This is a genomic window from Undibacterium sp. FT79W (genome assembly GCF_014284215.1).
Lineage (GTDB): Bacteria > Pseudomonadota > Gammaproteobacteria > Burkholderiales > Burkholderiaceae_D > Undibacterium > Undibacterium aquatile.
In genome coordinates this window covers 93796-118025 of the sequence record NZ_JACOGB010000005.1, presented here as the reverse complement: position 1 = coordinate 118025, position 24230 = coordinate 93796, and the positions used below count along the sequence as shown (strand labels likewise).

20 protein-coding genes and 1 tRNA gene are annotated in these 24230 nt (G+C 50.8%); 13 read left to right on the top strand and 8 right to left on the bottom strand.

Annotated features, from left to right (window positions below; all coding sequences use genetic code 11):
- Positions 1-102: 102 nt before the first annotated feature.
- Positions 103-1407, bottom strand: coding sequence for an HAD family hydrolase (locus H8K38_RS10205; protein ID WP_186884725.1), 1305 nt, complete (start codon positions 1405-1407; stop codon positions 103-105).
- A gap of 225 nt (positions 1408-1632) precedes the next feature.
- Positions 1633-2124: a YqaA family protein gene (locus H8K38_RS10200; RefSeq protein ID WP_186884958.1), complete on the bottom strand. Its 492-nt coding sequence runs from the start codon at positions 2122-2124 to the stop codon at positions 1633-1635.
- Between the two features lie 81 nt (positions 2125-2205).
- On the opposite strand from H8K38_RS10200, the gene ilvA reads away from it, so the two are divergent.
- The 7 genes from ilvA (at position 2206) to rapZ (ending at position 10412) form a co-directional block, all read left to right on the top strand.
- Positions 2206-3753 (top strand): threonine ammonia-lyase, biosynthetic, encoded by a 1548-nt coding sequence (ilvA, locus tag H8K38_RS10195; protein WP_186884724.1) that lies wholly within the window; start codon positions 2206-2208, stop codon positions 3751-3753.
- A gap of 7 nt (positions 3754-3760) precedes the next feature.
- Positions 3761-4609 (top strand): NADPH-dependent 7-cyano-7-deazaguanine reductase QueF, encoded by an 849-nt coding sequence (gene queF, locus H8K38_RS10190; protein WP_186884723.1) that lies wholly within the window; start codon positions 3761-3763, stop codon positions 4607-4609.
- A gap of 49 nt (positions 4610-4658) precedes the next feature.
- Positions 4659-5243: a hypothetical protein gene (locus H8K38_RS10185; protein ID WP_223826803.1), complete on the top strand. Its 585-nt coding sequence runs from the start codon at positions 4659-4661 to the stop codon at positions 5241-5243.
- A gap of 95 nt (positions 5244-5338) precedes the next feature.
- Complete coding sequence (locus tag H8K38_RS10180) at positions 5339-7993, top strand: EAL domain-containing protein (protein ID WP_186884722.1); 2655 nt, start codon at positions 5339-5341, stop codon at positions 7991-7993.
- A gap of 103 nt (positions 7994-8096) precedes the next feature.
- Positions 8097-8570: a PTS sugar transporter subunit IIA gene (locus tag H8K38_RS10175; protein ID WP_186884721.1), complete on the top strand. Its 474-nt coding sequence runs from the start codon at positions 8097-8099 to the stop codon at positions 8568-8570.
- Positions 8571-8611: 41 nt separating this feature from the next.
- On the top strand, positions 8612-9553 hold the full coding sequence (gene hprK / locus H8K38_RS10170; protein WP_186884720.1) for an HPr(Ser) kinase/phosphatase: 942 nt from the start codon (positions 8612-8614) through the stop codon (positions 9551-9553).
- A 1-nt stretch (position 9554) separates the two neighbouring features.
- Positions 9555-10412, top strand: a complete 858-nt coding sequence (rapZ, locus tag H8K38_RS10165) for an RNase adapter RapZ (protein ID WP_186884719.1) — start codon at positions 9555-9557, stop codon at positions 10410-10412.
- Between the two features lie 111 nt (positions 10413-10523).
- On the opposite strand, the gene H8K38_RS10160 is transcribed toward rapZ, so the two are convergent.
- The 6 genes from H8K38_RS10160 to mutM form a co-directional block, all read right to left on the bottom strand.
- Positions 10524-11687: an ABC transporter permease gene (locus H8K38_RS10160; protein WP_186884718.1), complete on the bottom strand. Its 1164-nt coding sequence runs from the start codon at positions 11685-11687 to the stop codon at positions 10524-10526.
- Positions 11684-12541 carry an ATP-binding cassette domain-containing protein gene (locus H8K38_RS10155; protein ID WP_186884717.1) on the bottom strand — a complete coding sequence of 286 codons (858 nt, stop codon included), beginning with the start codon at positions 12539-12541 and terminating at the stop codon, positions 11684-11686. Before H8K38_RS10155 ends, H8K38_RS10160 begins: the two co-directional genes overlap by 4 nt.
- Positions 12538-13971 (bottom strand): alpha/beta hydrolase, encoded by a 1434-nt coding sequence (locus H8K38_RS10150; RefSeq protein WP_186884716.1) that lies wholly within the window; start codon positions 13969-13971, stop codon positions 12538-12540. Before H8K38_RS10150 ends, H8K38_RS10155 begins: the two co-directional genes overlap by 4 nt.
- Before the next feature lie 175 nt (positions 13972-14146).
- A complete protein-coding gene (mutY, locus tag H8K38_RS10145) occupies positions 14147-15313 on the bottom strand; it encodes an A/G-specific adenine glycosylase (RefSeq protein WP_186884715.1) in 1167 nt (388 codons plus the stop codon).
- An 11-nt stretch (positions 15314-15324) separates the two neighbouring features.
- Positions 15325-17262: a dynamin family protein gene (locus H8K38_RS10140; RefSeq protein WP_186884714.1), complete on the bottom strand. Its 1938-nt coding sequence runs from the start codon at positions 17260-17262 to the stop codon at positions 15325-15327.
- 301 nt (positions 17263-17563) lie between these two features.
- Entirely contained in the window at positions 17564-18385 is an 822-nt protein-coding gene (gene mutM / locus H8K38_RS10135) for a bifunctional DNA-formamidopyrimidine glycosylase/DNA-(apurinic or apyrimidinic site) lyase (protein WP_186884713.1), read from the bottom strand.
- Positions 18386-18569: 184 nt separating this feature from the next.
- Between mutM and H8K38_RS10130 the strand changes: the two genes are divergently transcribed.
- The 6 genes from H8K38_RS10130 (at position 18570) to H8K38_RS10105 (ending at position 23933) form a co-directional block, all read left to right on the top strand.
- The gene (locus H8K38_RS10130) at positions 18570-20417 is read left to right on the top strand and encodes a tetratricopeptide repeat protein (RefSeq protein WP_186884712.1); all 1848 of its coding nucleotides are present in this window, start codon (positions 18570-18572) and stop codon (positions 20415-20417) included.
- A 96-nt stretch (positions 20418-20513) separates the two neighbouring features.
- A complete protein-coding gene (locus tag H8K38_RS10125; RefSeq protein ID WP_186884711.1) occupies positions 20514-21134 on the top strand; it encodes an outer membrane lipoprotein LolB in 621 nt (206 codons plus the stop codon).
- The gene (gene ispE / locus H8K38_RS10120; RefSeq protein ID WP_186884710.1) at positions 21131-21973 is read left to right on the top strand and encodes a 4-(cytidine 5'-diphospho)-2-C-methyl-D-erythritol kinase; all 843 of its coding nucleotides are present in this window, start codon (positions 21131-21133) and stop codon (positions 21971-21973) included. The genes H8K38_RS10125 and ispE overlap by 4 nt, the downstream gene beginning before the upstream one ends.
- A gap of 83 nt (positions 21974-22056) precedes the next feature.
- Positions 22057-22133, top strand: a tRNA-Gln gene (locus H8K38_RS10115).
- Between the two features lie 122 nt (positions 22134-22255).
- Positions 22256-23218 (top strand): ribose-phosphate pyrophosphokinase, encoded by a 963-nt coding sequence (locus H8K38_RS10110; RefSeq protein ID WP_186884709.1) that lies wholly within the window; start codon positions 22256-22258, stop codon positions 23216-23218.
- A gap of 115 nt (positions 23219-23333) precedes the next feature.
- Positions 23334-23933, top strand: coding sequence for a 50S ribosomal protein L25/general stress protein Ctc (locus tag H8K38_RS10105; protein ID WP_186884708.1), 600 nt, complete (start codon positions 23334-23336; stop codon positions 23931-23933).
- Positions 23934-24230: the final 297 nt, after the last annotated feature.

Genomic DNA, 24230 nt, shown 5'->3' with positions numbered 1-24230 from the left:
AACTGCGGTTGACATCTTATTGTCAGCACATCAAAAAATCCCGGGAGCCGCATAGAGTACCCGGGATTTTTTACGTTCAGCCGGCAAACATCATTCGCTGAATCAGCCTAACAATGCTGCTGCAGTTTTGCCTAATTTTAAGGTGGTTTCGACTGGCAGCCAGTTGCCTGTCGATTCCTGACGCCCCTGCAATAAGAAGCGAGGATGCACTTCTTTCAATGCCTCAGCTGCAGCCTTCGATAATTCACCGATTTTGCCTTTTTTCAGGCGGTTGACGACCAGACCAATTTCGGTGTCCGGAAAGTCACGCAACATATCGTAATCGCCGTCGCTGTCGCCAGCAACAAACACCGGACCATAGCCTTTTTGCGCGACCAGCTCGCGCTTGATGACCGCAGTTTTACCCGGGCCCCAATTCAAAGGCCAGTCTTTGCGGTAGGCGTTTTTAAAAACGTCGCCGTTTTGTTCGAGACGCAAACCCAGGACATTCTCGCGTTTGACGTGATAACCGTACTTAGGATTGGTCGCAAATACAGCAACCACATCTTCCAGCGAAGCGGTACTAACATACACGTCGAAACCATGATGACGGAAGGTGTCCATCAGTGTCGCGATTTCTGTGCATAAGCGTATGCCGTGAAAATGGGCAGTCGTGATGACACCGGCCACACCGGGCAAAGATGCCGGGCTGGTGTATTTGGTCTTAGTCAGGCTCATGCCAAGATTGGCGTCATTCGATGCCTCGGTCAGTGCATTGACTTCAGATACGGTCATATTGGCAAAGAAGTAAATCACCCATGGATAACCGACATTCACGCCATGCGTATCATTGACCGCTTCGTACAGGAAATACAATTTGGCGCGGAAATCTTGGAATTGTGGCGTCTCTACGATCTCTTCCAACGTGCGACTACCGGCCATGCCTTTGTAATTCGCATGCAGGAATGCGTAATCGCTGTCGAGGTCAGCGCAGATACTTGCCAGATCCAACACTTTGCCTGACGCATTTTTATAGTCAGCCGCAAAGTTCCCGGCAGGAACATTCTGACGAATGATCGCAGAGAATTCTGTCGGGCTGAGTTTGAAGGCCAGATGGTTGATCTGGTACATAAGCAAAGCTTCTTCGCAGTCATTCATGATGCTGGTGTTATCCCAGTCAAACACTGCATAGGGCTTGCGTTTAGGGTTATAGGTCTTGCTGCTGACGCCATGCTTGGCGATCAGCGCTGTCACCATTTCACGGTTACGCGGTGCCCATTTCGCCGCATCCAGATACACATTTGCCACTGTCGTCGCTGGTTTTGCTATGGCTGGGGCAGCGAGAGCGGTACCCGCCGCCGTAGCGACCAATCCTTGCAAAAATCCCCGGCGTGGTTGCTTGCTTATCAGTTCTTCTCGGTCTTGCATTTCATTTCCTTGTGTTGAGCATGCCTATTCCGCAACGCCAGGCGAATAATCCTGACAACCCGTCAGCTAAAAAAAGCATTGATATGCTGAAGACTGACGATCATATTCGCCAATTGTGACAAGCCTGTAAAACGACGGCATTTTTCAGATAAAAATCTGCTCTTCTCAACGCTTCTCAGCGCTGTTCAAGCGTAGGAAAATTAAATTTGCATGAAATACGACAGATCAAAAAATGAACTTGGCAACACTGTGCCAGAAACCATCCGGCACACTGAGCAGTAAAGAACTGACCGTCAGGTAACGCAGGAATTTTCCCAGTGCCATGTAGGCGATGCTGGGCCAGAAAGGCAGCTTCAGCCACCCGGCCAGCGTACAGATAGGATCACCGATGACAGGAAGCCAGGAGAGCAACATAGTCTTCGCACCGAATTTCTGTAACCAAGCAAACCAGAAACTCTGACGTTCATGATGAAATGCCCGGTTCGCGGCATAGCCCATCGCATAATCAACAACGCCACCCAGCGTGTTACCCAGAGTCGCGACCAGCATCGCAGGCCAGAATAATTCAGGGTTGGCTTTAATCACCGCAAATACGGCGGGTTCCGAGCCCATAGGAATCAGCGTCGCAGAAATAAAACTGATAATAAATACGGAGCTGAGCCCTACTTTGGGTAGAGCTAATACGCTAAACAACCATTGCACACCTGCTTCTATCATGTCATTCCAAAGGTCAGCTGAAATGACATCCATTATAATAGGAGCCATGTTTCCCACCATCCCACTCACTTTCTCAAGCATATGAGCACTGATTATCTGAAAAAGATCCTGACTGCGCGCGTCTATGACGTTGCATTTGAAACTCCGCTGGAATTCGCTCCCAGCCTGTCAGCGCGGATGGATAATCGAATTATGTTCAAGCGTGAGGATATGCAAAGTGTCTTCAGCTTTAAATTGCGCGGCGCTTACAACAAGATCGCCCATCTGACACCGGCACAACTCAAACGCGGTGTCATCTGCGCTTCTGCCGGCAATCACGCGCAGGGGGTCGCCCTCAGTGCGAAACGCGTCGGTTGTAAAGCGGTGATCGTGATGCCGACCACTACGCCGCCAGTCAAGATTGATGCGGTTCGTGCGCATGGTGGTGAGAATGTCGAGATTGTGCTGTTTGGGGATTCGTATTCAGACGCGGCAGCCTATGCGTCTGAGCTGGAAAAGAAACGTAAATTGACGTTTGTGCATCCGTTTGACGATCCTGACGTGATCGCCGGACAAGGCACTATCGGCATGGAAATTTTGCGCCAGCACTCTGCACCTATCCATGCGATTTTTGTCGCTATTGGCGGTGGCGGTCTGATCTCTGGTGTAGCGGCGTATGTGAAAGCGATACGCCCGGAAATCAAAATTATCGGCGTGCAAACCGTCGATTCAGATGCAATGGCACGCAGCCTGAAAGCGGGCAAACGCGTAGCGTTGACCGATGTGGGCTTGTTTTCTGACGGCACCGCGGTCAAGCTGGTCGGCGAAGAAACCTTCAGACTGGCAAAAATGTACGTCGACGAGATCATCACTGTCGATACCGACGCCGTCTGTGCCGCGATCAAGGATGTATTTCAGGATACCCGCAGCATTCTTGAACCTGCCGGGGCATTGGCGGTCGCTGGTTGCAAGGCGTATATCGAACGCGCCAAAGCGAATAAAAAGCCACTGAAAAACGAAACACTGGTAACCATCGCCTGCGGCGCGAATATGAATTTCGACCGCCTGCGCTTCGTTGCTGAACGTGCCGAAGTCGGTGAAGCGCGCGAAGCCGTGTTTGCCGTTACTATTCCAGAGGAACGTGGTAGTTTCCGGCGTTTTTGCGAACTGGTCGGTGACCGTAACGTCACTGAGTTTAATTACCGCATCAACGACGAGAAAAACGCGCATATCTTCGTTGGCATACAAGTCAATGGTCGCGCCGAGTCTGGCAAAATCGCCAGAAATTTTGAAAAGCATGGTTTTCCGACGTTAGACCTGACCGATGACGAGCTGGCAAAAATGCACATCCGCCATCTGGTCGGCGGTAAAAGTGCACTGGCGGAAAACGAATTACTGTACCGCTTTGAGTTTCCAGAACGCCCTGGCGCACTGACCCGCTTCCTCAATAGCATGGCGCCGAACTGGAATATCAGCCTGTTCCACTACCGTAATCATGGTGCGGATTACGCGCGGATTCTGGTGGGATTGCAGGTACCGAAAAAAGAAATGCGTGCTTTCCGCGAATTTTTATCGACACTCGGCTATCAATACTGGGATGAAAGCAATAATCCTGTCTATCAATTATTTTTAGGCCAAAAGCCAAACTGACTTTGCAATGACTGAATCAACATCCGGTAATCTGCCCGAGCAATCTTTACTCGGGAAAGTCGCCACCTACAAAGCAGAATATGATCCCTCGCTGCTGTTTCCGATTCCCCGCTCGGGTAAACGCGAAGAGATAGGCGTCGGTAATACCTTGCCTTTCTTTGGCATCGATATCTGGAATGCCTACGAGGTGTCGTGGCTGAATTTACGCGGCAAACCGCAAGTCGCGATTGCCACGGTCACGGTGCCGGCAGATTCGCCAAACATCATCGAATCGAAGTCATTCAAGCTGTATCTGAATTCGTTTAATCAGACAAAACTGGCCGGCAGCGATGCATTAATCAGCTTGCTGCAAGCCGATTTATCTGCGGCAGCTGGTGCGCCTGTGCATGTGCAACTGACGCTGTCAGACAATTTTGGCTCGCTGACGATGGCAGAACTTGAAGGTACTCTGCTCGACAGACTTGATATCGAAGTCGATTCTTACACGCCTGCACCGGAATTGCTGCGTGCCAATCAGGCAGAAGCGATCGTTGAAGAAACGCTGATTTCTCATTTACTGAAATCCAACTGTTTGGTGACTGGTCAGCCAGACTGGGGCAGCGTACAGATTCACTATGTCGGCGCGCAGATTGATCAGGAAAGTCTGTTGCGCTATCTGATCGGTTTCCGTAATCACAACGAATTTCACGAACAGTGTGTCGAGCGTATTTTTGTTGATATCATGCGCCACTGCAAACCGCAGAAGTTATCAGTTTATGCACGCTATACCCGCCGCGGCGGACTTGATATCAATCCCTGGCGCAGTAATTTCTCGACCGGAAAAAAACCTGCAAATGACCGGAACGCGCGGCAATAAGAAGCAGTACAGGAAACTCTGCACATTTTTATATTTTTCTGAATTGATTATGTCTATTTCTAAAATCTCATTTTTACATCGTTTTTTTTGCATGTCAGGTTTGCTGATGGCATTAAGCGGCACTGTTCATGCGCAACAAAAAGAAGACGAAAGCTGGTGGGACAGCGGCAAAGCGAAAGCTGAAAATATTCTCGACAAAGGTGATTTGTCTTTACTGCTATCCGGTTACGCTCATCATGGCCGCAACACATACACCCGTGAGCGCCTCGCAGAATTGAATGAACGCGCATGGGGTTTAGGTTTTGCCAAAACGATACGGAATGAAAAAGACAATGAAGAATTGTTGTACGCAATGATTATTTCTGATTCTCATTTCAAACCGCAACCGATGGCAGGTTATGCCTATCAATGGATGAAGCCGCTGTCTGAAAAACTGGAAGTCGGCGTTGGTGCTACCGCCTTGTTAATCAGCCGCGCCGATTACTTCTCAGGCGTTCCGTTTCCGGCAGTATTACCGATTGCCTCCATCGGTACCCGCAAAAGTAAATTAATGGCATCCTATGTGCCGCGCATCTCGCAAAATAAAGGGAATGGCGACGTCTTGTTGTTATTTGTGCGTCTGGATTTGAACTAAACAATTGACGAAGCGACTAAGAGTTTGTCATTATTGATGGCGTACATTGCCATAGTGCAACAACCGAAGTTCGAACAGATTCCAGAATTGTTGTCGTGAAATTGCCTCCACCACTCCTGAGTAGCAACATTCCTGCGTACATCCTTGATGACGAATGGCATGCAACCTTGTTGGAACAGCATCCTGACGCCTTCTATGTCCTGATCGACAATCGCATCGCTTATGCAAATCCTGCCGGGCTGGCTTTAATAAAAGCCGCTGATCTGGTACAAGTGCTGGGCTTAAAGCCTGAGGCCTTCTTACTCGCCAGGCAACCCGGCGGGGGAATCATACCGACACCCGGCAATCACGACGATCTGCACTTTTATCAATGCATCGCACTCGATGGTCAACAACAAGAAATTGAAGTCCGCAGCGTTAGCTTTGACTATCAGGGGCAGCCGGCAATATTGCTAAGTGCCCGTGAAACGCACCGGCATGGTCTTCAGGTATTCAGCCGCAACGGGAATAACTCCCTAGACGCAAAAGCCAGCAGAATTCACGAAGCACTGCATCACGAGAAAGAGATTCTCGAGATGATAGCGCTGGACAAACCCTTGGTTCACATACTGGAAGATGTCTGTGACCGCATGGAACGCTTGCTGGACAACAACGCCCTTTGCGCAATCAGCCTGTTTGATCATTCCAGCAAGCAAATCACGATAGGTGCCGCGCCCTCTCTGCCGGAAACATTCACTTCCCTGCTCAACAATATTGAAGTTGGCACAGACAGCTGTACAGCCGCCGCCGCAGTCCATTACAACCGCCTGACCATCGTTCAGGACATCGCACATAGTCCGATGTGGGAAAAATTCAAAGCCAGCGCGCTGGAACATGGTTTGCAAGCATGCTGGTCGTATCCTATCAGTACCGCTTTTAACAGCGTGCTGGGAACGGTGGACGTCTATTACCGGCACCGGCACAGCCCGGGTGAGGATGAGCAGGCCATGATCATTGATGCCTGCGATCTGATCGGTTTGGCGATCGATAAAAAGAACATGGAGCAAACGCTGGAAGAAAGCGAAGAACGCTATCGCTCCGTTGTCACTAATCTGTCCGAAGGCATTATGGTGATTGCGCCAGGAGGACAAATCCTGACCAGTAACCCCAGCGCACTCAGAATTTTAAAGATAGACGATATTACTAAAATTAGTCGCCGCCACCGTTACTTCAAACGCCTGATGAGCGAGGATGGGAAAGATATCCGACTCGGTGACGATCCGGCTTCTACCGTTGTTCGCACCGGCAAACCGATATTGAATTTATCAACCAGCGTGGAATTAAGTGATGGTTCTATCGTCTGGTTACTGATCAATTGCTTCCCGATTTTTAAAAACCGCAGCACTTCCGTTTCTGCCGTTTTACTGTCGTTCACCGATACCACCCAAGTCAGGGAAACGCAGCAGCAGTTAAAGTTCATGGCATCGTTTGACGCGCTGACTGGCCTGCCGAACCGCCATCAACTGAATTTAAGACTGACCCGGGCGCTCACTGATTCGCAGCAAAAAAAGCAACGCGTGGCGATATTATTTCTGGATCTCGATCGTTTTAAATACGTCAACGACACGGCAGGACATGCCGCCGGAGACAGCTTGCTGCGCGATGTTGCAAAACGCCTGAGTTCATGCATACGCACCACCGATCTGCTCGCCCGCTTAGGTGGCGATGAATTTGTGATCGTTGCCGAAAATGTCGAAGATGTGCAATACCTGCGCGACCTCAGCGAACGCGTTCTGGCAAGAATGCGCGATCCTTTCATCATCGATGGCAATGAATATTATCTCGGCACTTCCATCGGTATCAGCATCTCGCCGCATGATGGATTGGATGCCTCTACGCTGATGCTGTGCGCGGATTCCGCGATGTATCACGCCAAAGAATCAGGCCGGAATAACTATCAGTTTTTTACAACGGAATTAAATACTCGCGCCCAGCATCGGTACACGCTGGAAACGAATCTGCGACGGGCGCTGACCGAGCAGGAATTCCTCGTTTATTATCAGCCTAAAATTTCTCTGCAAACATCGCGTATCGTCGGTGCTGAAGCCCTGATACGCTGGCAAATGCCCGGCCAGGGTTTAATTCCTCCGAATGAGTTCATACCAATTTCTGAAGAAATTGGACTGATTCTGCCGATAGGGCGCTGGGTACTGGAACAAGTCTGCCAGCAAACAAAATACTGGCGGGACAATCTGGTTCCCGATCTGGTGGTCAGCGTGAATATTTCTCCGCGTCAGTTTCAGGATGTGACGTTGTGCGATTTTATTGCTGCAACCCTGCAAAAATCCGGCTTACCGCCTTCGGCTTTACAACTGGAAATCACCGAAGGTTTGCTGATGGGTGAGATTGATCGCCTGTTGCCGATGTTTAACGCAATCAAAGCGCTGGGCGTGAGTATCTCGCTCGATGATTTTGGTACCGGCTTCTCCTCTTTATCGTATTTACAACGCTTCCCTATCGACAACCTGAAAATTGACCGCTCCTTTATCAGTAAAATTCCGGAAAATCAGGATTCTGTCGTCCTCACGCACGCGATTATTGCGATGGCCAACGCATTGGGTATGAGTATTACCGCCGAAGGTGTGGAAAATGCAGAGCAAATGTTTTTCCTGACCGACTCCGGATGTCAGGAAATGCAGGGCTATTATTTTAGTAAGCCCTTACCCGCTGAGCAGTTTGAAAAACTGTTGAAGAACAACAGACAGCAGTGAAGTTGCGCTAATTTGCCGCCCCCTCCAAAAGCAGCCTATAATTCGGTTCGCACCGGACTCGCCTTTGCACACCAAACCCTCTGCTGTAACCCGATCTTGCACTATGACGAATATCGCAAAAATTCTTCCCCTCGCCAACGTACTGCTGGACCTGGAAATTTCCAGTAAAAAACGTGCATTCGAGCAAGCAGGCCTGTTATTTGAAAATAATTGCGGCATCGCCCGTTCTACCGTCTCCGATAATCTGTTTGCGCGCGAACGCTTAGGTTCCACCGGACTGGGGCACGGCGTTGCCGTCCCGCACGGACGCATCAAGGGTTTGAAAACTCCGATCGCAGCATTAGTCAGACTGAAAGACGGCATTCCGTTTGAGTCACCGGATGGGCAGGCGGTCAAACTGCTGATTTTCCTGTTAATGCCAGACAATGTGACGCAACAACATCTGGAAATACTGTCAGAAATTGCCGAGATGTTGTCGAATGAAAGCTTCCGTGACGAATTAAACGCAGAAGCCAGCGCCAGCGTCGTGCACGAAAAAATTCTTGCCTGGCGTCCGGACGTTTCCGCCGTTTCCTGACACACCATTTTGTTGTCGTCTGATTTTTTTATTGCTTATCCATGCCCTTACTCACTGAATTAACGATACAAAAAATTTACGATGACAATCGCGACATCATGCAGCTCGGCTGGTTCGCCGGCTTTGCAGGTGCTGATAAACAAATCATCGGCGATGCAGCCTCCTCTGCGGATCAGGTTGGCCATTTAAATCTGATTCATCCGGGTCGCATTCAGGTACTTGGACCGCAGGAGTTAGCCTACTTTGAACGTTTATCCAGTGCATCCCGCGCCAACCTTTTCCGGGAACTGGTGGCCGGTGAGCCACCGGCACTGATCGTCGCACAGGGACTCGATTCTCCGCCGGAATTTCTGACTGCCTGTGACGATAACAACATCGCCCTGTTTTCTACGCCTTATCCTTCGGCGCAGGTGATCGATTATCTGCGCGTGTATCTGTCGAAAAAACTGGCACAGAAAATCACCATGCACGGCGTCTTCATGGACGTGCTGGGCGTAGGTGTACTGATTACCGGTGAATCTGGTTTAGGTAAAAGCGAGCTGGGTCTGGAATTGATTTCCCGTAGCCACGGTCTGGTGGCGGACGATGCGGTTGAGTTTTCCCGCATTGCACCGAACATGATAGAAGGCCGCTGCCCTGAGCTTTTACAAAATCTGCTGGAAGTCCGCGGTCTGGGTCTGCTCGATATCAAAACGATTTTCGGTGAAACAGCAGTGCGCCGCAAAATGCGGCTGAAACTGATAGTGCATCTGGTTCGCCGCAGCACACTCGAAGAAAATTACGAACGCCTGCCTATCGATTCACAAACCGAAGATGTGCTGGGACTACCGATACGCAAAGTCGTGATCCCGGTTGCGGCGGGTCGTAACATCGCCGTTTTGCTGGAAGCAGCGGTACGCAATACGATCTTGCAATTGCGCGGTATTAATACACTGGAAGATTTCATGGAACGCCAGCGCCGCGCGATGGAGGCGGGAGACTGACATGCAAATCCTGCTGATCTCCGGTATTTCCGGCTCAGGAAAATCGGTCGCGCTGAATGTACTGGAAGATGCAGGCTATTACTGCGTCGATAATTTACCGCCCAGCCTGTTGCCGGAATTAATCACAACTTTATCGAATGAACCGCAGGTCGCGGTTGCGATTGACTCGCGCAGCGCCAGCCAGCTGACCGGCGTCCTGCAGACCAAGCAGATTTTATCGAAGGCCGGACACGAAGTCAGAATGCTTTTTCTCACGGCCAGCACTGATTCGCTGGTCGCCCGTTTTTCAGAAACGCGGCGCAGCCATCCGCTGTCGCACCGGCTGATCCGGGAAGATGCTTGTGTCGAAAAATTAAGCCTGATTGAATGCATAGAAGAAGAGCGTGAAATTCTGGCCGAAATTCAGGCCTTAGCCCATGTCATCGACACGACAGACCTGAGCGCCAATCAGTTGCGTAGCTGGGTCAAGAACATGATCGACATGCCGCATGCGCCATTAACGCTGATGTTTGAATCATTTGCGTTTAAACGCGGCGTACCGCTCGATGCCGATTATGTTTTCGATGTCAGGATGCTGCCGAATCCTCACTACGATCTGGCACTGCGGCCACTGACCGGGCGCGATGCCCCTGTCATTGGCTATCTGGACAATCAGGCCATGGCGCAGGATATGTATGCAGATATTCTGGCTTTTCTGACGAAATGGATACCGTCGTTCAAAGACGACAATCGCAGTTACCTGACCATCGCCATCGGTTGTACCGGCGGCCAGCATCGCTCGGTCTACATGGTAGAAAAACTGAGCCGCCATTTTCAGCAGTCAGAGCAGGTGCTGGTCAGACACCGCAGGCTGCACTGAGCATTTTTAGAAAAAAATATACTCCCCCGGAGTATATAAAAACCCCGTTTATTCATAAGGACATCAACGGGGTTTTCTAAAAAAGAGGGGGGAGTATCGCTAAAATACGCGTTACACCATCACTACCTTGCGCATTTTCTGCGCAATATACATCAGACAAATCACGGTAATCAGAACGCAGGTGGCAAGCGCCATACCAACCGTCAGCGGGTGCAGCACCTCGCCTTTTAACACCTGATTCATCATCTGATTCTGCGCCAGCACCGGCACCCATTTGAACCACGCCGGTTCACGCCCCGGGAACAAAATCGGAATCAGGCTGACGAACGGAATGAACATGGTCACGATCTGATTGCGAACCTGCGCTTCTTTGTAGCTTTTACAATCGAGCGCAATCGCGATCTGTAACGCCGCCATGCTCGCCGCCAACGGCAACAGCACCATCAGAAAACCAATTGCATCCTTGATACCGAATTGAAACTCAGCGCGCAAAGTGTCATTTTTAATCAGCCACTGCGACGGAAAAAAGCTGAAGATCGTCAACACCACCACGCCCATTCCTACCGCCGCCACCGCGCCCCATTTGCCTATCGCCAGTTGCCAGCCGCTGACCGGATTCATCATCAGCGGTTCGAGCGAGCCGCGCTCACGTTCCCCCGCCGTGGTGTCAATCGCGGCATACATGCCACCGATGATAATCGCCATCAATACCATCATCGGCAGCATTTCCGTGATCGATGCTTTGCGTTCTTCCGGCTTTTGCAAACGCCGCTCGCGAACCTCAATCCGCTGCAATAATTCGGTGGAAATGCCGCGCATGGTCAAGCCCATCAGCGTGGTTTCCTGCGTGAAGGCTTCCAGCAAACGCTTGAGTGGTCGCAAGCCGAATTCGGCCTGACGATTATTGCTGTCATACGCAACTTCGAGAATGGCTTTATCGCCCGTCATCAGTTTCTTTTCAAAATCCTGCGGCACCAGTAACACCGGCTGATCCAGCTCTTTACTACGTGATTTGGCCTCATAATCCACCGGAGCAGCTTTGATCTGATATCCCTGCCGCAAAATGAAATTTTCCAGTTGCGGCGCATATTCGATACCAACCGCCAGCACTGTGCGTTTCTCTTCCTGTGACTCGACCTGCGATAATACAGTCGAGAAAATAAACAGCATCAGAGGAACGCCAAGCAGGGAACTCAGCAAGGCCGTCATCAAGGTGCGGCGGTCGCGCAAAGCATCTTTTATCTCTTTGCGAAAAATCGTTAACATCGCTTTCATCCGCGCGCTCCCATCGTCACATTATTCATCACGTTATTCGTCACATTAGCGGTCTGCAAAAATGCCAGCTTCACGAAGGCATCTTCAAAATTGTTCTCTTCCGCCTGTTGCAACAAGCCGGCAACGGTGCCGCGCGCAACATTTTTCCCCTGCGCCACGATGACGACATCGTCACACAGACGCTCCACTTCCTGCATGATGTGGGTGGAAAAAATAATGCATTTACCGCCACCTTCAGCAGAACGCAACCAGCGCAAAAATTCACGCAACGCGCGTGTCGCCACGACATCAAGACCATTGGTAGGTTCATCAAGAATGATGTTCTTAGGATCGTGCACCAATGCCCGCGCCAGTGCTGTTTTCATGCGTTCGCCCTGACTGAAACCATCGGTACGTCTGTCCAGTAACGCGCCCATTTCCAGCCAGTGCGACAGTTGCTCGGTGCGCTGTGCCGCCTGCTCTGCGGACATGCCATGCAACAAACCGTAGTAGTGAATATTCTCGCGAGCCGTCAGTCGCGGATACAAGCCGCGCGCATCGGATAACACGCCCATCTGCGATTGCGTCGATGAAATGCCCGCCTGCACCTTAATGCCATCGACCGTAATGTCACCGCGATCAGGATTCAGTAAGGCGGCGACCATGCGTAGTGTGGTCGTTTTACCGGCACCGTTTGCGCCAAGCAGGCCAGTAATCGCGCCGTCCTGCGCAGTAAAGCTGACACCGTTCACGGCATTCACTACTTCATTTTTTTTCTTCATCAGCCCCAGCATACGCGCAATATCGGTGATATTTTTTGTGCTGACTTTTCCTTGTCTGACGAAAGTCTTATGTAAATCGTTGACGATAATCATGGCTGCACTTCCTTTCCGGCTTGCAGAGCTTGCCACGCTAATGGGCGTGGAATCTGACGGACACAACTGCTATCAACTTTCAGCGCATCGGTATTTTCTTTGGCGTTCAGAAAACGATAAACCACATCCCGCACGCAGCCTTGCGCCAGCAAACCATGACCAGCGTTCTCTATCGTGATATGCACGGCCTGCGAACCCAGTGCTTTCGCAACGGCTGCACCATGACGTATAGGCGTGACCGGATCAATGCCACCGCTCAGCAACATGACTGGCGACTGTGCAGCAGGAATCGAGAAAAATTCCGCCGGAATACTGGCGCGCGGCCAGTTTTTGCAAGTGCGCTGATACATATCCGTCATCAGCTTTTCAAATTCATCTTTAGGAGGCGCTAAGGGGTGTGCAAATATCTCGGAACACCAGACCGAAAAATGCATGCCGTAATTAATTCCCGCTGGGCCGGGCAGATTCGTAGCACCACTCAAAGTAACCAGCGGCTGGTAGTTGCCCTGACCTGCCTGCGTCAGCGCATACGGCAAACCGGCGACCGTCGTCGGTGCATACAAGGTCTTATGCACCAGACTTAAAAGAACGTCATGCGTCATATTGAATTTCAATGGTGTCCCCAGGCGAGGATGCGTGACACTGACAGATTGCGGCATGCGCGTGCTTAAACTTTTCCATTGCTGTGCCAGCGCCGGATAAGCCGCATTGCACGATGCTTGCCGGGCGCAATCCTGAAACACGCCATCCAGTGCAGCCTGCGCATCAGCGGCCGGCAGACTCATATCCGGCGGCACCACGCCATCAAGTACCATGCGCTTCACTGAAAGGGGAAATTGTCTGGCAAATTCAAGACCTACGCGAGTGCCATACGAAGCACCGACCAGATTAATTCTGTCGTACGCCTGTTGCTTGCGCACCGCTTCAATATCCTGCACCGCGATACTGGTACTGTAAAAACGCAGATCACCGTGCGGCAAGGTTTTTAAACGCGCCAGACAAGCGTCTGATTGCTTTTGCATCTGCACGTCATCGGCAACATCTGGTGAATTTTCAAGTTCAGGACAAGCCAGCGAGGCGCTGCGCCCGGTACCACGCTGATCGACAAAGATCAGATCACGCCGCTTATTTAAACGGCTGAACATGGCCTGACCAAAGCTGGCGAGACTGATCGCACTCTGCCCCGGACCACCGGCAAGCAAGAACACGGCATCAGGCAGTTTATTTTTATCCTGCGAAGGCAATACAACGTAATGTACATCGATTTTTTTGCCGCCCGGCTCCGCCGGATTCAACGGCCGTTGAACTTTTCCGCATCGCAATTCCTGAGGAAATTCAGGTAAACGGCAGGGGCTGGTGACGGTATCAGCGGCGAACGACGCACCGGCTGAAAAAATACCAAAAACCGCAAGGAAAATATGCTTTCGCAAGGTGGTCTCCTGAATAAACAATATCGAGGAGCGTAGTGTAAAGCGAACAATATATAAAAAGTCCGTCTTGCGACAAAACAACGAAATCAGCGACGAAAACCACGGATAAGAGGATGAGTTCGCGATTGCCTCGCGTGGCAAAGAATCATCTCCGCAACAAAACCACGACAAACAATTAAAGCTGCAATTCCGCTTGCGCTAAGGAATTCAGCAAAGTTTTGATCGGCGCTGGCAAGCCCGCATCAGCCGCCTGCTTCAAATCCAGCCAGACATAATTGGCGTCAGCCACTTGTGGTGCATGTTGCGTCAGCTCGGCCACCACTGTATGAATATGCAACTTAAAATGTGTGAACACATGCTCAATCACCGGCAATTCACGACGGATTTCAACCTCGCCAAACCGCGCAGTCAGCGCCAGCAAGGCGGGCGTCATCACCTTGAATGTAACGGTAGCGTCGTCGGCATCATCCTCAGTCGCGATGTATTCCTGCATGCCGTCAACTTCGGGCAATGATAGTAAGCCGCCCCAGATGCCGCTGTCAGGGCGCCGCTCTAATAAAACCCGATTCTGATCCAGCAGCAATAGCATCACAGCGCGCTTTTCTTTTACTTGTTTCTTCGGCTTGCGGGTGGGCAATTCGGCAGTACGGCCTTCGGCAAAAGCAACACAGCGTGCCTGCAAAGGACAACGCCCGCAAGCAGGGCTGCTGCGGGTACACAAGGTGGCGCCGAAATCCATCAGACCTTGCGTATAGGATTCAATGCCCTCTTCCGGCAACAGCGCCAACGCACGTTGCCACATACTGTCTTCGATAACTCTGGTACCAGGATAACCGGCAATACCGAATACCCGCGCAAAAACACGTTTGACATTGCCATCGAGAATGGCCGCCACCGTGCCATACGAAAATGCCGTAATCGCGGCGGCAGTGGAACGACCTATGCCCGGCAATTGTTCGAGCAAGGCCTGATCCGCGGGAAACTGTCCCTGATATTTTTCCACAACTTGCTTTGCGCACTGATGCAGATTGCGGGCGCGGGTGTAATAGCCGAGTCCGCTCCAGTGCGCCATCACATCTTCAGCGGGTGCGGCGGCAAGATCAAAGACGGTAGGGAAACTTTGTAAGAATTTCTGGTAATACGGAATGACCGCGCTCACCTGCGTCTGCTGCAACATGATTTCGGATAACCAGACGCGGTAGGCTTCGCGGCTTTGCTGCCAGGGTAATCCATGTCTGCCATGCTGTTTCTGCCACCGTATCACCGTTGCAGAAAAATCGGGATCAACAAATTCAGGGTGAATAAAATTGGCGGCCGCAGCCGCCTGAATACGACGTTTCATTAATTCTCGACTTATGCCGCGACCTTCAGGTTTTTCAAGTCTGCGCTCAATGCTGCTTTCAAATTGTCCTGCATCTGTTGCAAACCCTGCTTCTGTGCATCCACCTCGGCTTGCAGCGCTTCGAATGAGGCAATTTTATCTTCCAGACTATCGGTCGCAACGTGTATCCGTTGTATCGACTGCATGCGGTTTTTCAGTTGATTTTTGTGTTCACGGATTTGCGCTTCTAACGGTGCCATCACCACTTTTTGCCAGGCTTCCACATCTTTATTTGCCTGTAAAAAGTTTTGCTTTACGCGCGCCGCAACAGAATCGAAAAACTTACGCATCAGGGCGACACGGGTGTTCGTCAACATGGTTGTCGCGTTAAATTGTTTTTGATATACGACTTCGATTGCGTCCAGTTCTTTGATGTATTTATCCAGAGAAAACGGCATCGGTGCTGATAAGGCCAGACCATGTTCGGTCGAGAATTTACGGTACATCACGACCATCATTTCTGATATTTCATCCGTCTTTTTATTGGACTCAATCAGATTCAGGCGCACCTGCGCAAAGAAGTGCTTGATTGACTCGCGCAAGCCCAGCGACAAATAACTTTTTTCCATCGCTTCACGGGTCTTGCGTATCTCTTCACGCAAAATATCCATGCCGAGATTGGTGTAGACCTCGGTCGACAGGCGAGTAAAGACGGAACGTGTTCCCTGCATACGGATCAGGCTCGCATCAAATTCTTTTTTCTCTGCGTCGACACGTTTCATCATGTGTTCGATCACATTCATGTTTTTGCCGCGCAAACCTTTGAGCTCCAGCATTTGCTCCACGACGTTCCGGCCGCGCGATGAAATGATGGCCTGTTGCGTAGCAGCGATTTCATGGATATCGGATTCCAATTGGGCGCGGATGATGTCTTGTTTAGCCGGAATCAACTCTTTCGATAACGCGTATTCCAATGCAGGCAAGCGGGTTTTCGCCAGTAAAGGCGCATCTTTGTTGATCTTGGCGACCAGCCCTTTTTGTGCTGACACAGGAAAAATCTGCTTTTCTTCAATCGCCAGCGTATGCGCAACGGTAGTCACCTGACGCGACAACTGCTTTTCAATTTCTTCCGGTGTGCGCAACTCGTCCCACATGCTGTCGATCTTGTTCAGTACGACCATGCGTCCTGGCCCACCACCGATATGGTTACGCCAGACATCAATATCACTCTTGGTCACACCGGTATCAGCTGCCAGAATAAACAAGACGGCATGCGCATTCGGAATCAGATTCAGTGTCAGTTCAGGCTCGGTACCGATCGCATTCAAGCCCGGCGTATCAACGATGATCAGGCCTTCCTTTAACAAAGGATGAGGGAAGTTCACGATGGCATGACGCCATTGAGAAATTTCCACCATGCCGTTTTCGTCAACTTCCAGCGCGGCATCCGGATCATCTTCATCAAACAAGCCATATTGCTTAGCCATCTCGATGCTGACTTTCTTTGTCAGACTGACTTGCTTGAATGCTTCCAGCATCCCATCACCGGAACTGATATTCAGCGGCAGCACTTTCCAGACGTGGCTCTGACCTTTGTATTCGCTGGTGGACTGTGCCTCTGCGCGGGTCTCTATCGGCAACAGGCGTATACATGGCGGAATCGTGTCGTCATACAGTAATTCTGTCGGACACATCGTCGTGCGCCCTGCTGAAGAAGGCAGAATGCGCTGACCGTAATCGGCAAAAAAAATCGCGTTAATCAATTCAGATTTACCGCGCGAAAACTCCGCCACAAAAGCGATCGACAATTTATCGTCAACCAGACGTTCCATCAGGCGCGCAAGTCGCTGATCTGTCGCCGTATCGGCCATATCCGATCCATTCGTCCAGGCGCGATACTGTTCAAGTGCACGTACAACTCCCTTGCGCCACTCACTGTATTCTTGGAATTTTTGGACCAGATTGCTCATGTTTCCCTCGGTTAATTTCTTATTCGTTCAAGTATATATGGATGGACGAAAAAATACCCGTAAATCCAGCTTTCACTCACAATTCGAAACACAAATGCCACAGGATTTACGCAAAGTTGTGCTAGCCAGGCTAAAAAATTTTTTTCTGCTTTGGGAAACATCGCTGGTAAGCAATGTCCGTTTCGCCAGCAGGCAACATCTTGCCTGAAACCCTGGCTACACCATGGCGATGAAGACCGTCGAATAGCACGACCACGATTCATAACGCCGCAGGGGCAGTATTGCGTCAGTCCTATGCAATTTATTTCTGACAATGCGGACAATAAAAGCTGCTGCGTTGCCCTTGCAATATTTTGCGCACAGTATGCCCGCAAAGTCGGCAATCTTCACCTGCGCGATCGTAGACGAAGTAATTTTGCTGAAAATAGCCGCTTTGTCCGTCAACTCCGACGAAATCTTTTAAGGTACTGCCGCCCTGCTCTATCGCTGCTGCCAGCGTTTCGCGTATCGCCACGACCAGCAAACGATAACGGGCAAGACTGATGCGTTTTGCCTGTGTTTTCGGATTAATTTTTGCTTTAAACAGACTTTCCGATGCGTAAATATTGCCAACGCCGACCACGATATCGCCTGCCAGCAATACCTGCTTGATCGCAGCACTGCGCTGCCGGGTCTGGCGAAACAGCAATTCTGCATTGAACTGATCTTCCAGCGGTTCAACACCCAGATTTTTCAGCAAGACATGATGATCGAGATCGCCATCCGCCAAGGCATGCCAGAGTACCGCGCCAAAACGACGCGGATCCGTCATCCGCAACGCCTGCCCGCCGACGATGATATCAATGTGATCGTGTTTTTCTGGCGGCGTTGTCGCTGGCAAAATACGCAAATGCCCCGACATTCCCAGATGAATCAGCACCGTGCCATGCTGAAAATGGAGCAACAGATATTTACCGCGCCGTCCTGTCGCAAGTATGGTGTGCCCCGTCAGCAAAGCAGGTAAATCTGCGGGAAAAGGCCAGCGTAAGCCAGCGCGCCGCATGATCACAGCGGTCACCCGCTGCCCGGTTAAATGGGGCGCAACGCCACGACGTGTCACTTCAACCTCAGGTAATTCGGGCATAGTCTGGAACTTTTATATCAATGAAGTTTCTAATTTTGCAGAGTTCAGAAAGTAAAGCGGCATTCATGTGCATGAACATGAGTCATCGCTATGTACAATTTGAAACAGGGTCAGGCGTGTCAGCTCCCACGCGTTGGCTACTTCGGCGTAAAATCAGCCATCCACAGTTCATTTCGGGTTCGTCTTGAAAACTATCTCTGCATTTGTCACCACATCTATTGTATCCGTACTTCGTCCGGCGGCTTACCTCAGTTGCGCCGCGCTACTGTCTGCCTGTGCCGGCATCGGCGGATTACATAATTTTAAATCCGAAGACACCCATCATGTCAGCGATGCAGCGAAAGCGGCTCTGTCTGCCGATCAGGATCTGAACGGCGCCAGCCCGACGATTGTCGAAAACAAAGATAAACTGCCGGCGGTCGCCCTGACAGACGAGTTGTTATACAAAATACTGACAGCAGAAATCGCGTACCAACGCGGTAACTGGCAGGCGGCGTATATCACTCTGATGAGCACCGCTCAGCAAACCAGCGACCCGCGTCTGGCAAAGCGTTCAGCGGAAATCGCCCTGAGTGCGAAACAACCCGGCGAAGCGCTGGCAGCGATCCGTCTGTGGCGCGAACTGGCACCAAACTCAAATGAAGCGACCCAGTATTATCTGGGCTTCATGGTCATGAATAATAATCTGGCCGAAATCCAGAAAGTTTTTTCAGAAAAGCTCCAAGAAGCTGACCCGAAACAATACGGCGTCATCATGTTGCAAACCCAGCGTCTGCTGGCACGCGGACGTGATAAAAATGCCGCATTTGACGTTCTGGAAGAAACCTTAGCGCCCTACAAAACCTTGCCGGAAGCCCATCTGGCGCTAGCGCAAGGCGCTTACAGCAAAGGCGACAACAAACGTGCCGTTGAAGAAGCACAACTGGTTCTGAAAACCAAAACCGATTCGCAACTGGCGATACTCACCATCGCGCAGGCATCCTCGCAAAAAGATGCAGCCAAAGCGATGGCGGCATTTCTTGCCAAAAACCCGGATGCGCGCGATGTCCGCCTGGCCTACGCCAGTATCCTGATCGATTTAAAACAACTGGACAAAGCCAGTGTCGAGTTTGAGCATATTTTGCGCGACAAACCCGATGATCTGAGCGCGATTTACACACTAGGTTTGCTGGCGATGGAGAAAAAACAGCCGCAACAAGCCGAAGAATATTTCATGCAGCATCTGAAAATCGTCGAAACCAAAGGTGAAGACCGCGACACAACACCAGTGTTGCTGAATCTGTCCAGAATCGCGTTCGAACGCAAGGACTACAAAGCCGCACAAGAATGGCTGAGCAAGGTTGAATCCTTTGATGGCCGCAATTCTGCGTGGTTTAACGTACAGATGCGTCGGGCAAACTTATATGCCCGTGATGGCAAGCTCGACAGTGCGCGACAATTACTGAAAGACCTCAAACCGGCAAATCCGTCTGAACAACTGCAGATCATACAAACCGAAGCGCAGATTCTGCGCGACAGCGGTCTGCCAGCAGAAGCCGATCAGGTTCTGCAAAACGCGATCAAAGCCCATCCGGATAATGCAGACCTGCTGTACGACTACGCAATGCTGCTCGAATCACAATCAAAGTATGCAGAAATGGAACAGGTTTTACGGCGTGTGATCAGCATTGAGCCAAAGAGCCCGCATGCCTACAATGCGCTCGGATACTCGTTTGCCGACAGAAATATCCGCCTTGATGAAGCGCTGACACTGATCACAAAGGCAAACGAATTGTCGCCGGATGATCCGTTCATTCTGGATAGTTTGGGCTGGGTGAAATTCCGCCTCGGGCAATTTGATGACGCAGAAAAAGCCTTGCGCCGCGCTTATGAATTGCGCTCCGATACCGATATTGCCGCCCATCTTGGCGAGCTGTTATGGACGCAAGGTCAGAAAGATGCGGCGCGCAAAATCTGGCGTGAAGGTCGCACCAAAGACCCGAAAAACACTTCCCTGAAAAACACGCTGGAACGCCTGAATGTGAAGCTGTAAGCGCTCAGTCAAGACCTTCAGATAATGCATATACTCCGGTGGGGTATATGCATTATTTTTAATATAGTCCAATAAAATAAAGGGCTCCAGAGCATCATGAACAGATACTCCCGCATTTTCATGCTTCTGACAGGCTTATCCGGCGCGCTTCTCAGCAGTGCCTGCAGCAGCCTTCCACAAGCAACAACAAACAGTGCAGAACGACTGCACAGCGTCAGCCGCAGCTATCAGGAAAGCATACACCTGAGCGGAAAAATCTCCGTTCGCTACGAACAAAACAACAAACAACAAAGCCTGCCAGGTGGAAGTTTTGAATGGGAGCAAACCAGCGACAACCTGCAAATCACCCTGTTCTCACCCATCGGCCAGCTCATCGCCAAAATCACCCAAAATGCGAACGGTGCGCTTCTTGAACGCGAAGGAAAAATGCCGCTGCAGGCAGATAATCTGGATCAGCTACTTGCCGATGCTCTGCGCTGGCCGCTGCCGGTGTCTGGCATGCGCGACTGGCTGCAAGGCTTTATCCGTCAGCCTGATGGCAGCAGAACCGCGCTGACAGCCAGCGATCAGACCATCAGTAGCGACGGCTGGAATATCCGCTACGCGAGTTGGCACGAATCGACAAATTCCCCCAAGCGCATTGATTTAAATCGCTACACCACGAGTGCCGGCGAAGTAACCCTGAACATTTTTATTGAAGCGCCACAGAACCCATGACGCAACGACTCCTTGCCTGCCCGGCACCCGCCAAACTGAATTTATTTTTGCATGTGACCGGTCGGCGCGCCGACGGCTACCACTTGCTGCAAACCGCATTTCAACTGATAGACCGTTGCGATACGCTGGACTTTGAAGTTCGCGACGATGGTCAGATCATCCGCTCCAACGATATTCCCGGTGTGCCGGCAGAAACCGATTTGATCGTGCGCGCCGCGCGTCTGCTACAAGAAAAAACCGGATGCCCACTCGGCGCCAATCTGACACTGCATAAAATTCTGCCTATGGGTGGCGGACTGGGCGGTGGCTCCTCCGATGCAGCCACCACACTGATGGCACTAAACCGTTTGTGGCACACAGGTCTGAGTAAAACTGAACTGATGTCGCTGGGCTTGCAGCTCGGTGCCGATGTACCGTTTTTTATCTTTGGCGAAAATGCTTTTGCGGAAGGCGTCGGTGAAGAGTTGCAGGCAATTCAGACACCGGAACGCTGGTTCGTCGTCATCGAACCCGGCGTGCAAGTGCCGACACCTGCAATTTTTTCGGCAAAGGAGTTGACAAGAGACAGTAAGATCGTCAGAATAGCGGACTTTTCCAGCAATGCAGAAATGTTCTGGAAAAACGATCTGCAAACAGTTGCCTGCGCAATGTTTCCCGAGGTTGACGAAGCGGTTAGATGGCTGTCACAATTCGGAAACGCGAAGATGACAGGATCAGGAGCTTGTGTTTTTTGTGCTTTTGCCGACGAATCGGCAGCAGACAAAGTGATAGCGCAAATGCCTGAACGCTGGACATCGTGGAAAGCAAAAGCACTGAATCGCCATCCTATGGATGAATGAAGCAGAAGTAAAAAAGATTTGGTCTGATGCCGATTTGACGCTAAAATAGCGGTCGATTCTGGACGACAGACAAACGGTTGAGTAGGGGAGTCGCCAAGCTGGTTAAGGCACCGGATTTTGATTCCGGCATGCGAAGGTTCGAATCCTTCTTCCCCTGCCATTAAAATTAAAGCCGCCGCATAGATTCTGCGGCGGCTTTTTTAGTTTTTACTTTTGATTTTTTTGCAAAAAGTCTATGCAAATAAATCAGGTCCTCAAAAAATTCAGCCAATAGGTCCCGCCATGGCAAACGCGCGCGCAAATGACAACATGATGGTCTTCACTGGCAATGCCAATCCGGCATTAGCAGCGGGAGTCGTCAAACAACTGGGCATTCCTCTAGGTAAAGCAGATGTTTCAAAATTCTCCGACGGTGAAGTAATGGTCGAGATTAATGAAAACGTCCGTGGGAAAGATGTCTTCGTTTTACAATCCACCTGTGCTCCAACCAACGACAACCTGATGGAAATCATGTTGATGGTCGATGCACTCAAACGTGCTTCCGCTGGTCGCATTACAGCAGCCATTCCTTACTTCGGTTACGCCCGTCAGGATCGCCGCCCACGCTCAGCGCGTGTCGCGATTTCTGCCAAAGTGGTCGCGAACATGCTGGAAGAAGCCGGCGTTGACCGCATCATGATCATGGATTTGCATGCGGATCAGATTCAGGGTTTCTTCGACATTCCGGTCGATAACATCTACGCGTCGCCAATTTTGCTGGGCGATCTGGTCTCGAAAAACTATGACAACCTGCTGGTTGTTTCCCCGGACGTCGGCGGTGTGGTACGTGCCCGCGCTCTGGCAAAACGCCTCGGCTGCGATCTGGCAATTATCGATAAACGCCGTCCGAAAGCCAACGTGTCAGAAGTCATGAACATCATTGGTGAAGTCGAAGGCCGTAACTGCGTGATCATGGATGACATGGTCGATACCGCAGGTACGCTGACCAAAGCAGCAGAAGTATTGAAAGAACGTGGCGCGAAGAAAGTGCTGGCGTATTGCACGCATCCGGTATTATCCGGTCCGGCCATCCAGCGCATTACACAATCACCGCTCGACGAGCTGGTGGTGACGGACACGATTCCATTATCCGAGGCAGCGCGCGCATGCCCGAAAATCCGTCAACTGTCTTGCGACAGCTTGCTGGCAGAAACTTTCCGCCGTATCACCAAAGGCGAATCAGTTATCTCCCTGTTCACGGATTAATTTGTACCAGTTTCGGCGCGGTCTTTTATTTGACGGCGCTTTTTTATGAATCCCTGGTCGCGGGGATTCTTTATCGCAAAACGACAAACCGTTTTGCATTTTTTGGAGTAACACCATGAAAGTTATCGCATTTGCACGCAAAGAACAGGGGACCGGAGCGAGCCGCCGCCTGCGCAATGCTGGCCAAACACCTGGCATCATCTACGGCGGCACCGAAGCACCAGTCGCTATCACTCTGGATCACAATGCGCTGTACCATGCATTGAAAAAAGAAGTATTCCATTCTTCTATTCTGGATCTGGAAGTTGACGGTAAAGTAGAAAAAGTTCTGTTGCGCGACTTCCAAGTCCACGCATACAAACAATTGGTATTGCACGCTGATTTCCAACGCGTTGATCCAAATAAAGAAATCCACGTTAAAGTGCCTCTGCACTTCGTGAACGCTGACGTATCCCCAGCAGTAAAAACTTCTGGCGCAGTCATCAGCCACGTAGCAGTTGAGCTGGATGTATCCTGCTTGCCAGCAAATCTGCCAGAATTCGTTGAAGTTGACCTGTCCAAACTGGAAGCTGGTCAATCTATCCACGCATCTGGTCTGAAACTGCCAAAAGGCGTAACAGCTGTTGTACACGGTGGTGATATCACTATCGCTATCGCAACTGTACCAGCAGGCGCAGTTTCTGCTGAAGCTGAAGCCGGTACTGAAGCGAAATAATTCTCGCGAATTCATTTCGTTTTACCGCTGAAAAGCCACCTTACGAGGTGGCTTTTTTATTTTGACGATAGCTCTGGACTGAGCTCCCCTACTCTCTTTACACATCCGCACAAGAGCGCCGCATCGCCCGTCAATCGCACACGCCCCACGTGCAAATCACCTATCGATATGCGATAGAAATATATTCGTCGCCTGACTAAGCAGATACACTGTCGGCTGCGCATTATGCAACGCACACCAGACATGACATCACGGAGAATTCGCGTGTTACTAAAGAAAAAATCGGGGCTGACGCCA

Excerpts from the sequence above, each read along its gene's own strand:
- H8K38_RS10105 (WP_186884708.1), top strand. The coding sequence starts at position 23,334 with ATGAAAGTTATCGCATTTGCACGCAAAGAACAGGGGACCGGAGCGAGC.
- rapZ (WP_186884719.1), top strand. The coding sequence starts at position 9,555 with ATGCAAATCCTGCTGATCTCCGGTATTTCCGGCTCAGGAAAATCGGTC.
- hprK (WP_186884720.1), top strand. The coding sequence starts at position 8,612 with ATGCCCTTACTCACTGAATTAACGATACAAAAAATTTACGATGACAAT.
- H8K38_RS10205 (WP_186884725.1), bottom strand. The coding sequence starts at position 1,407 with ATGCAAGACCGAGAAGAACTGATAAGCAAGCAACCACGCCGGGGATTT.
- mutM (WP_186884713.1), bottom strand. The coding sequence starts at position 18,385 with ATGCCCGAATTACCTGAGGTTGAAGTGACACGTCGTGGCGTTGCGCCC.
- H8K38_RS10160 (WP_186884718.1), bottom strand. The coding sequence starts at position 11,687 with ATGAAAGCGATGTTAACGATTTTTCGCAAAGAGATAAAAGATGCTTTG.
- H8K38_RS10125 (WP_186884711.1), top strand. The coding sequence starts at position 20,514 with ATGAACAGATACTCCCGCATTTTCATGCTTCTGACAGGCTTATCCGGC.
- H8K38_RS10140 (WP_186884714.1), bottom strand. The coding sequence starts at position 17,262 with ATGAGCAATCTGGTCCAAAAATTCCAAGAATACAGTGAGTGGCGCAAG.
- ispE (WP_186884710.1), top strand. The coding sequence starts at position 21,131 with ATGACGCAACGACTCCTTGCCTGCCCGGCACCCGCCAAACTGAATTTA.
- H8K38_RS10185 (WP_223826803.1), top strand. The coding sequence starts at position 4,659 with ATGTCTATTTCTAAAATCTCATTTTTACATCGTTTTTTTTGCATGTCA.
- H8K38_RS10155 (WP_186884717.1), bottom strand. The coding sequence starts at position 12,541 with ATGATTATCGTCAACGATTTACATAAGACTTTCGTCAGACAAGGAAAA.
- queF (WP_186884723.1), top strand. The coding sequence starts at position 3,761 with ATGACTGAATCAACATCCGGTAATCTGCCCGAGCAATCTTTACTCGGG.
- mutY (WP_186884715.1), bottom strand. The coding sequence starts at position 15,313 with ATGAAACGTCGTATTCAGGCGGCTGCGGCCGCCAATTTTATTCACCCT.
- H8K38_RS10200 (WP_186884958.1), bottom strand. The coding sequence starts at position 2,124 with ATGATAGAAGCAGGTGTGCAATGGTTGTTTAGCGTATTAGCTCTACCC.
- H8K38_RS10175 (WP_186884721.1), top strand. The coding sequence starts at position 8,097 with ATGACGAATATCGCAAAAATTCTTCCCCTCGCCAACGTACTGCTGGAC.
- ilvA (WP_186884724.1), top strand. The coding sequence starts at position 2,206 with ATGAGCACTGATTATCTGAAAAAGATCCTGACTGCGCGCGTCTATGAC.
- H8K38_RS10110 (WP_186884709.1), top strand. The coding sequence starts at position 22,256 with ATGGCAAACGCGCGCGCAAATGACAACATGATGGTCTTCACTGGCAAT.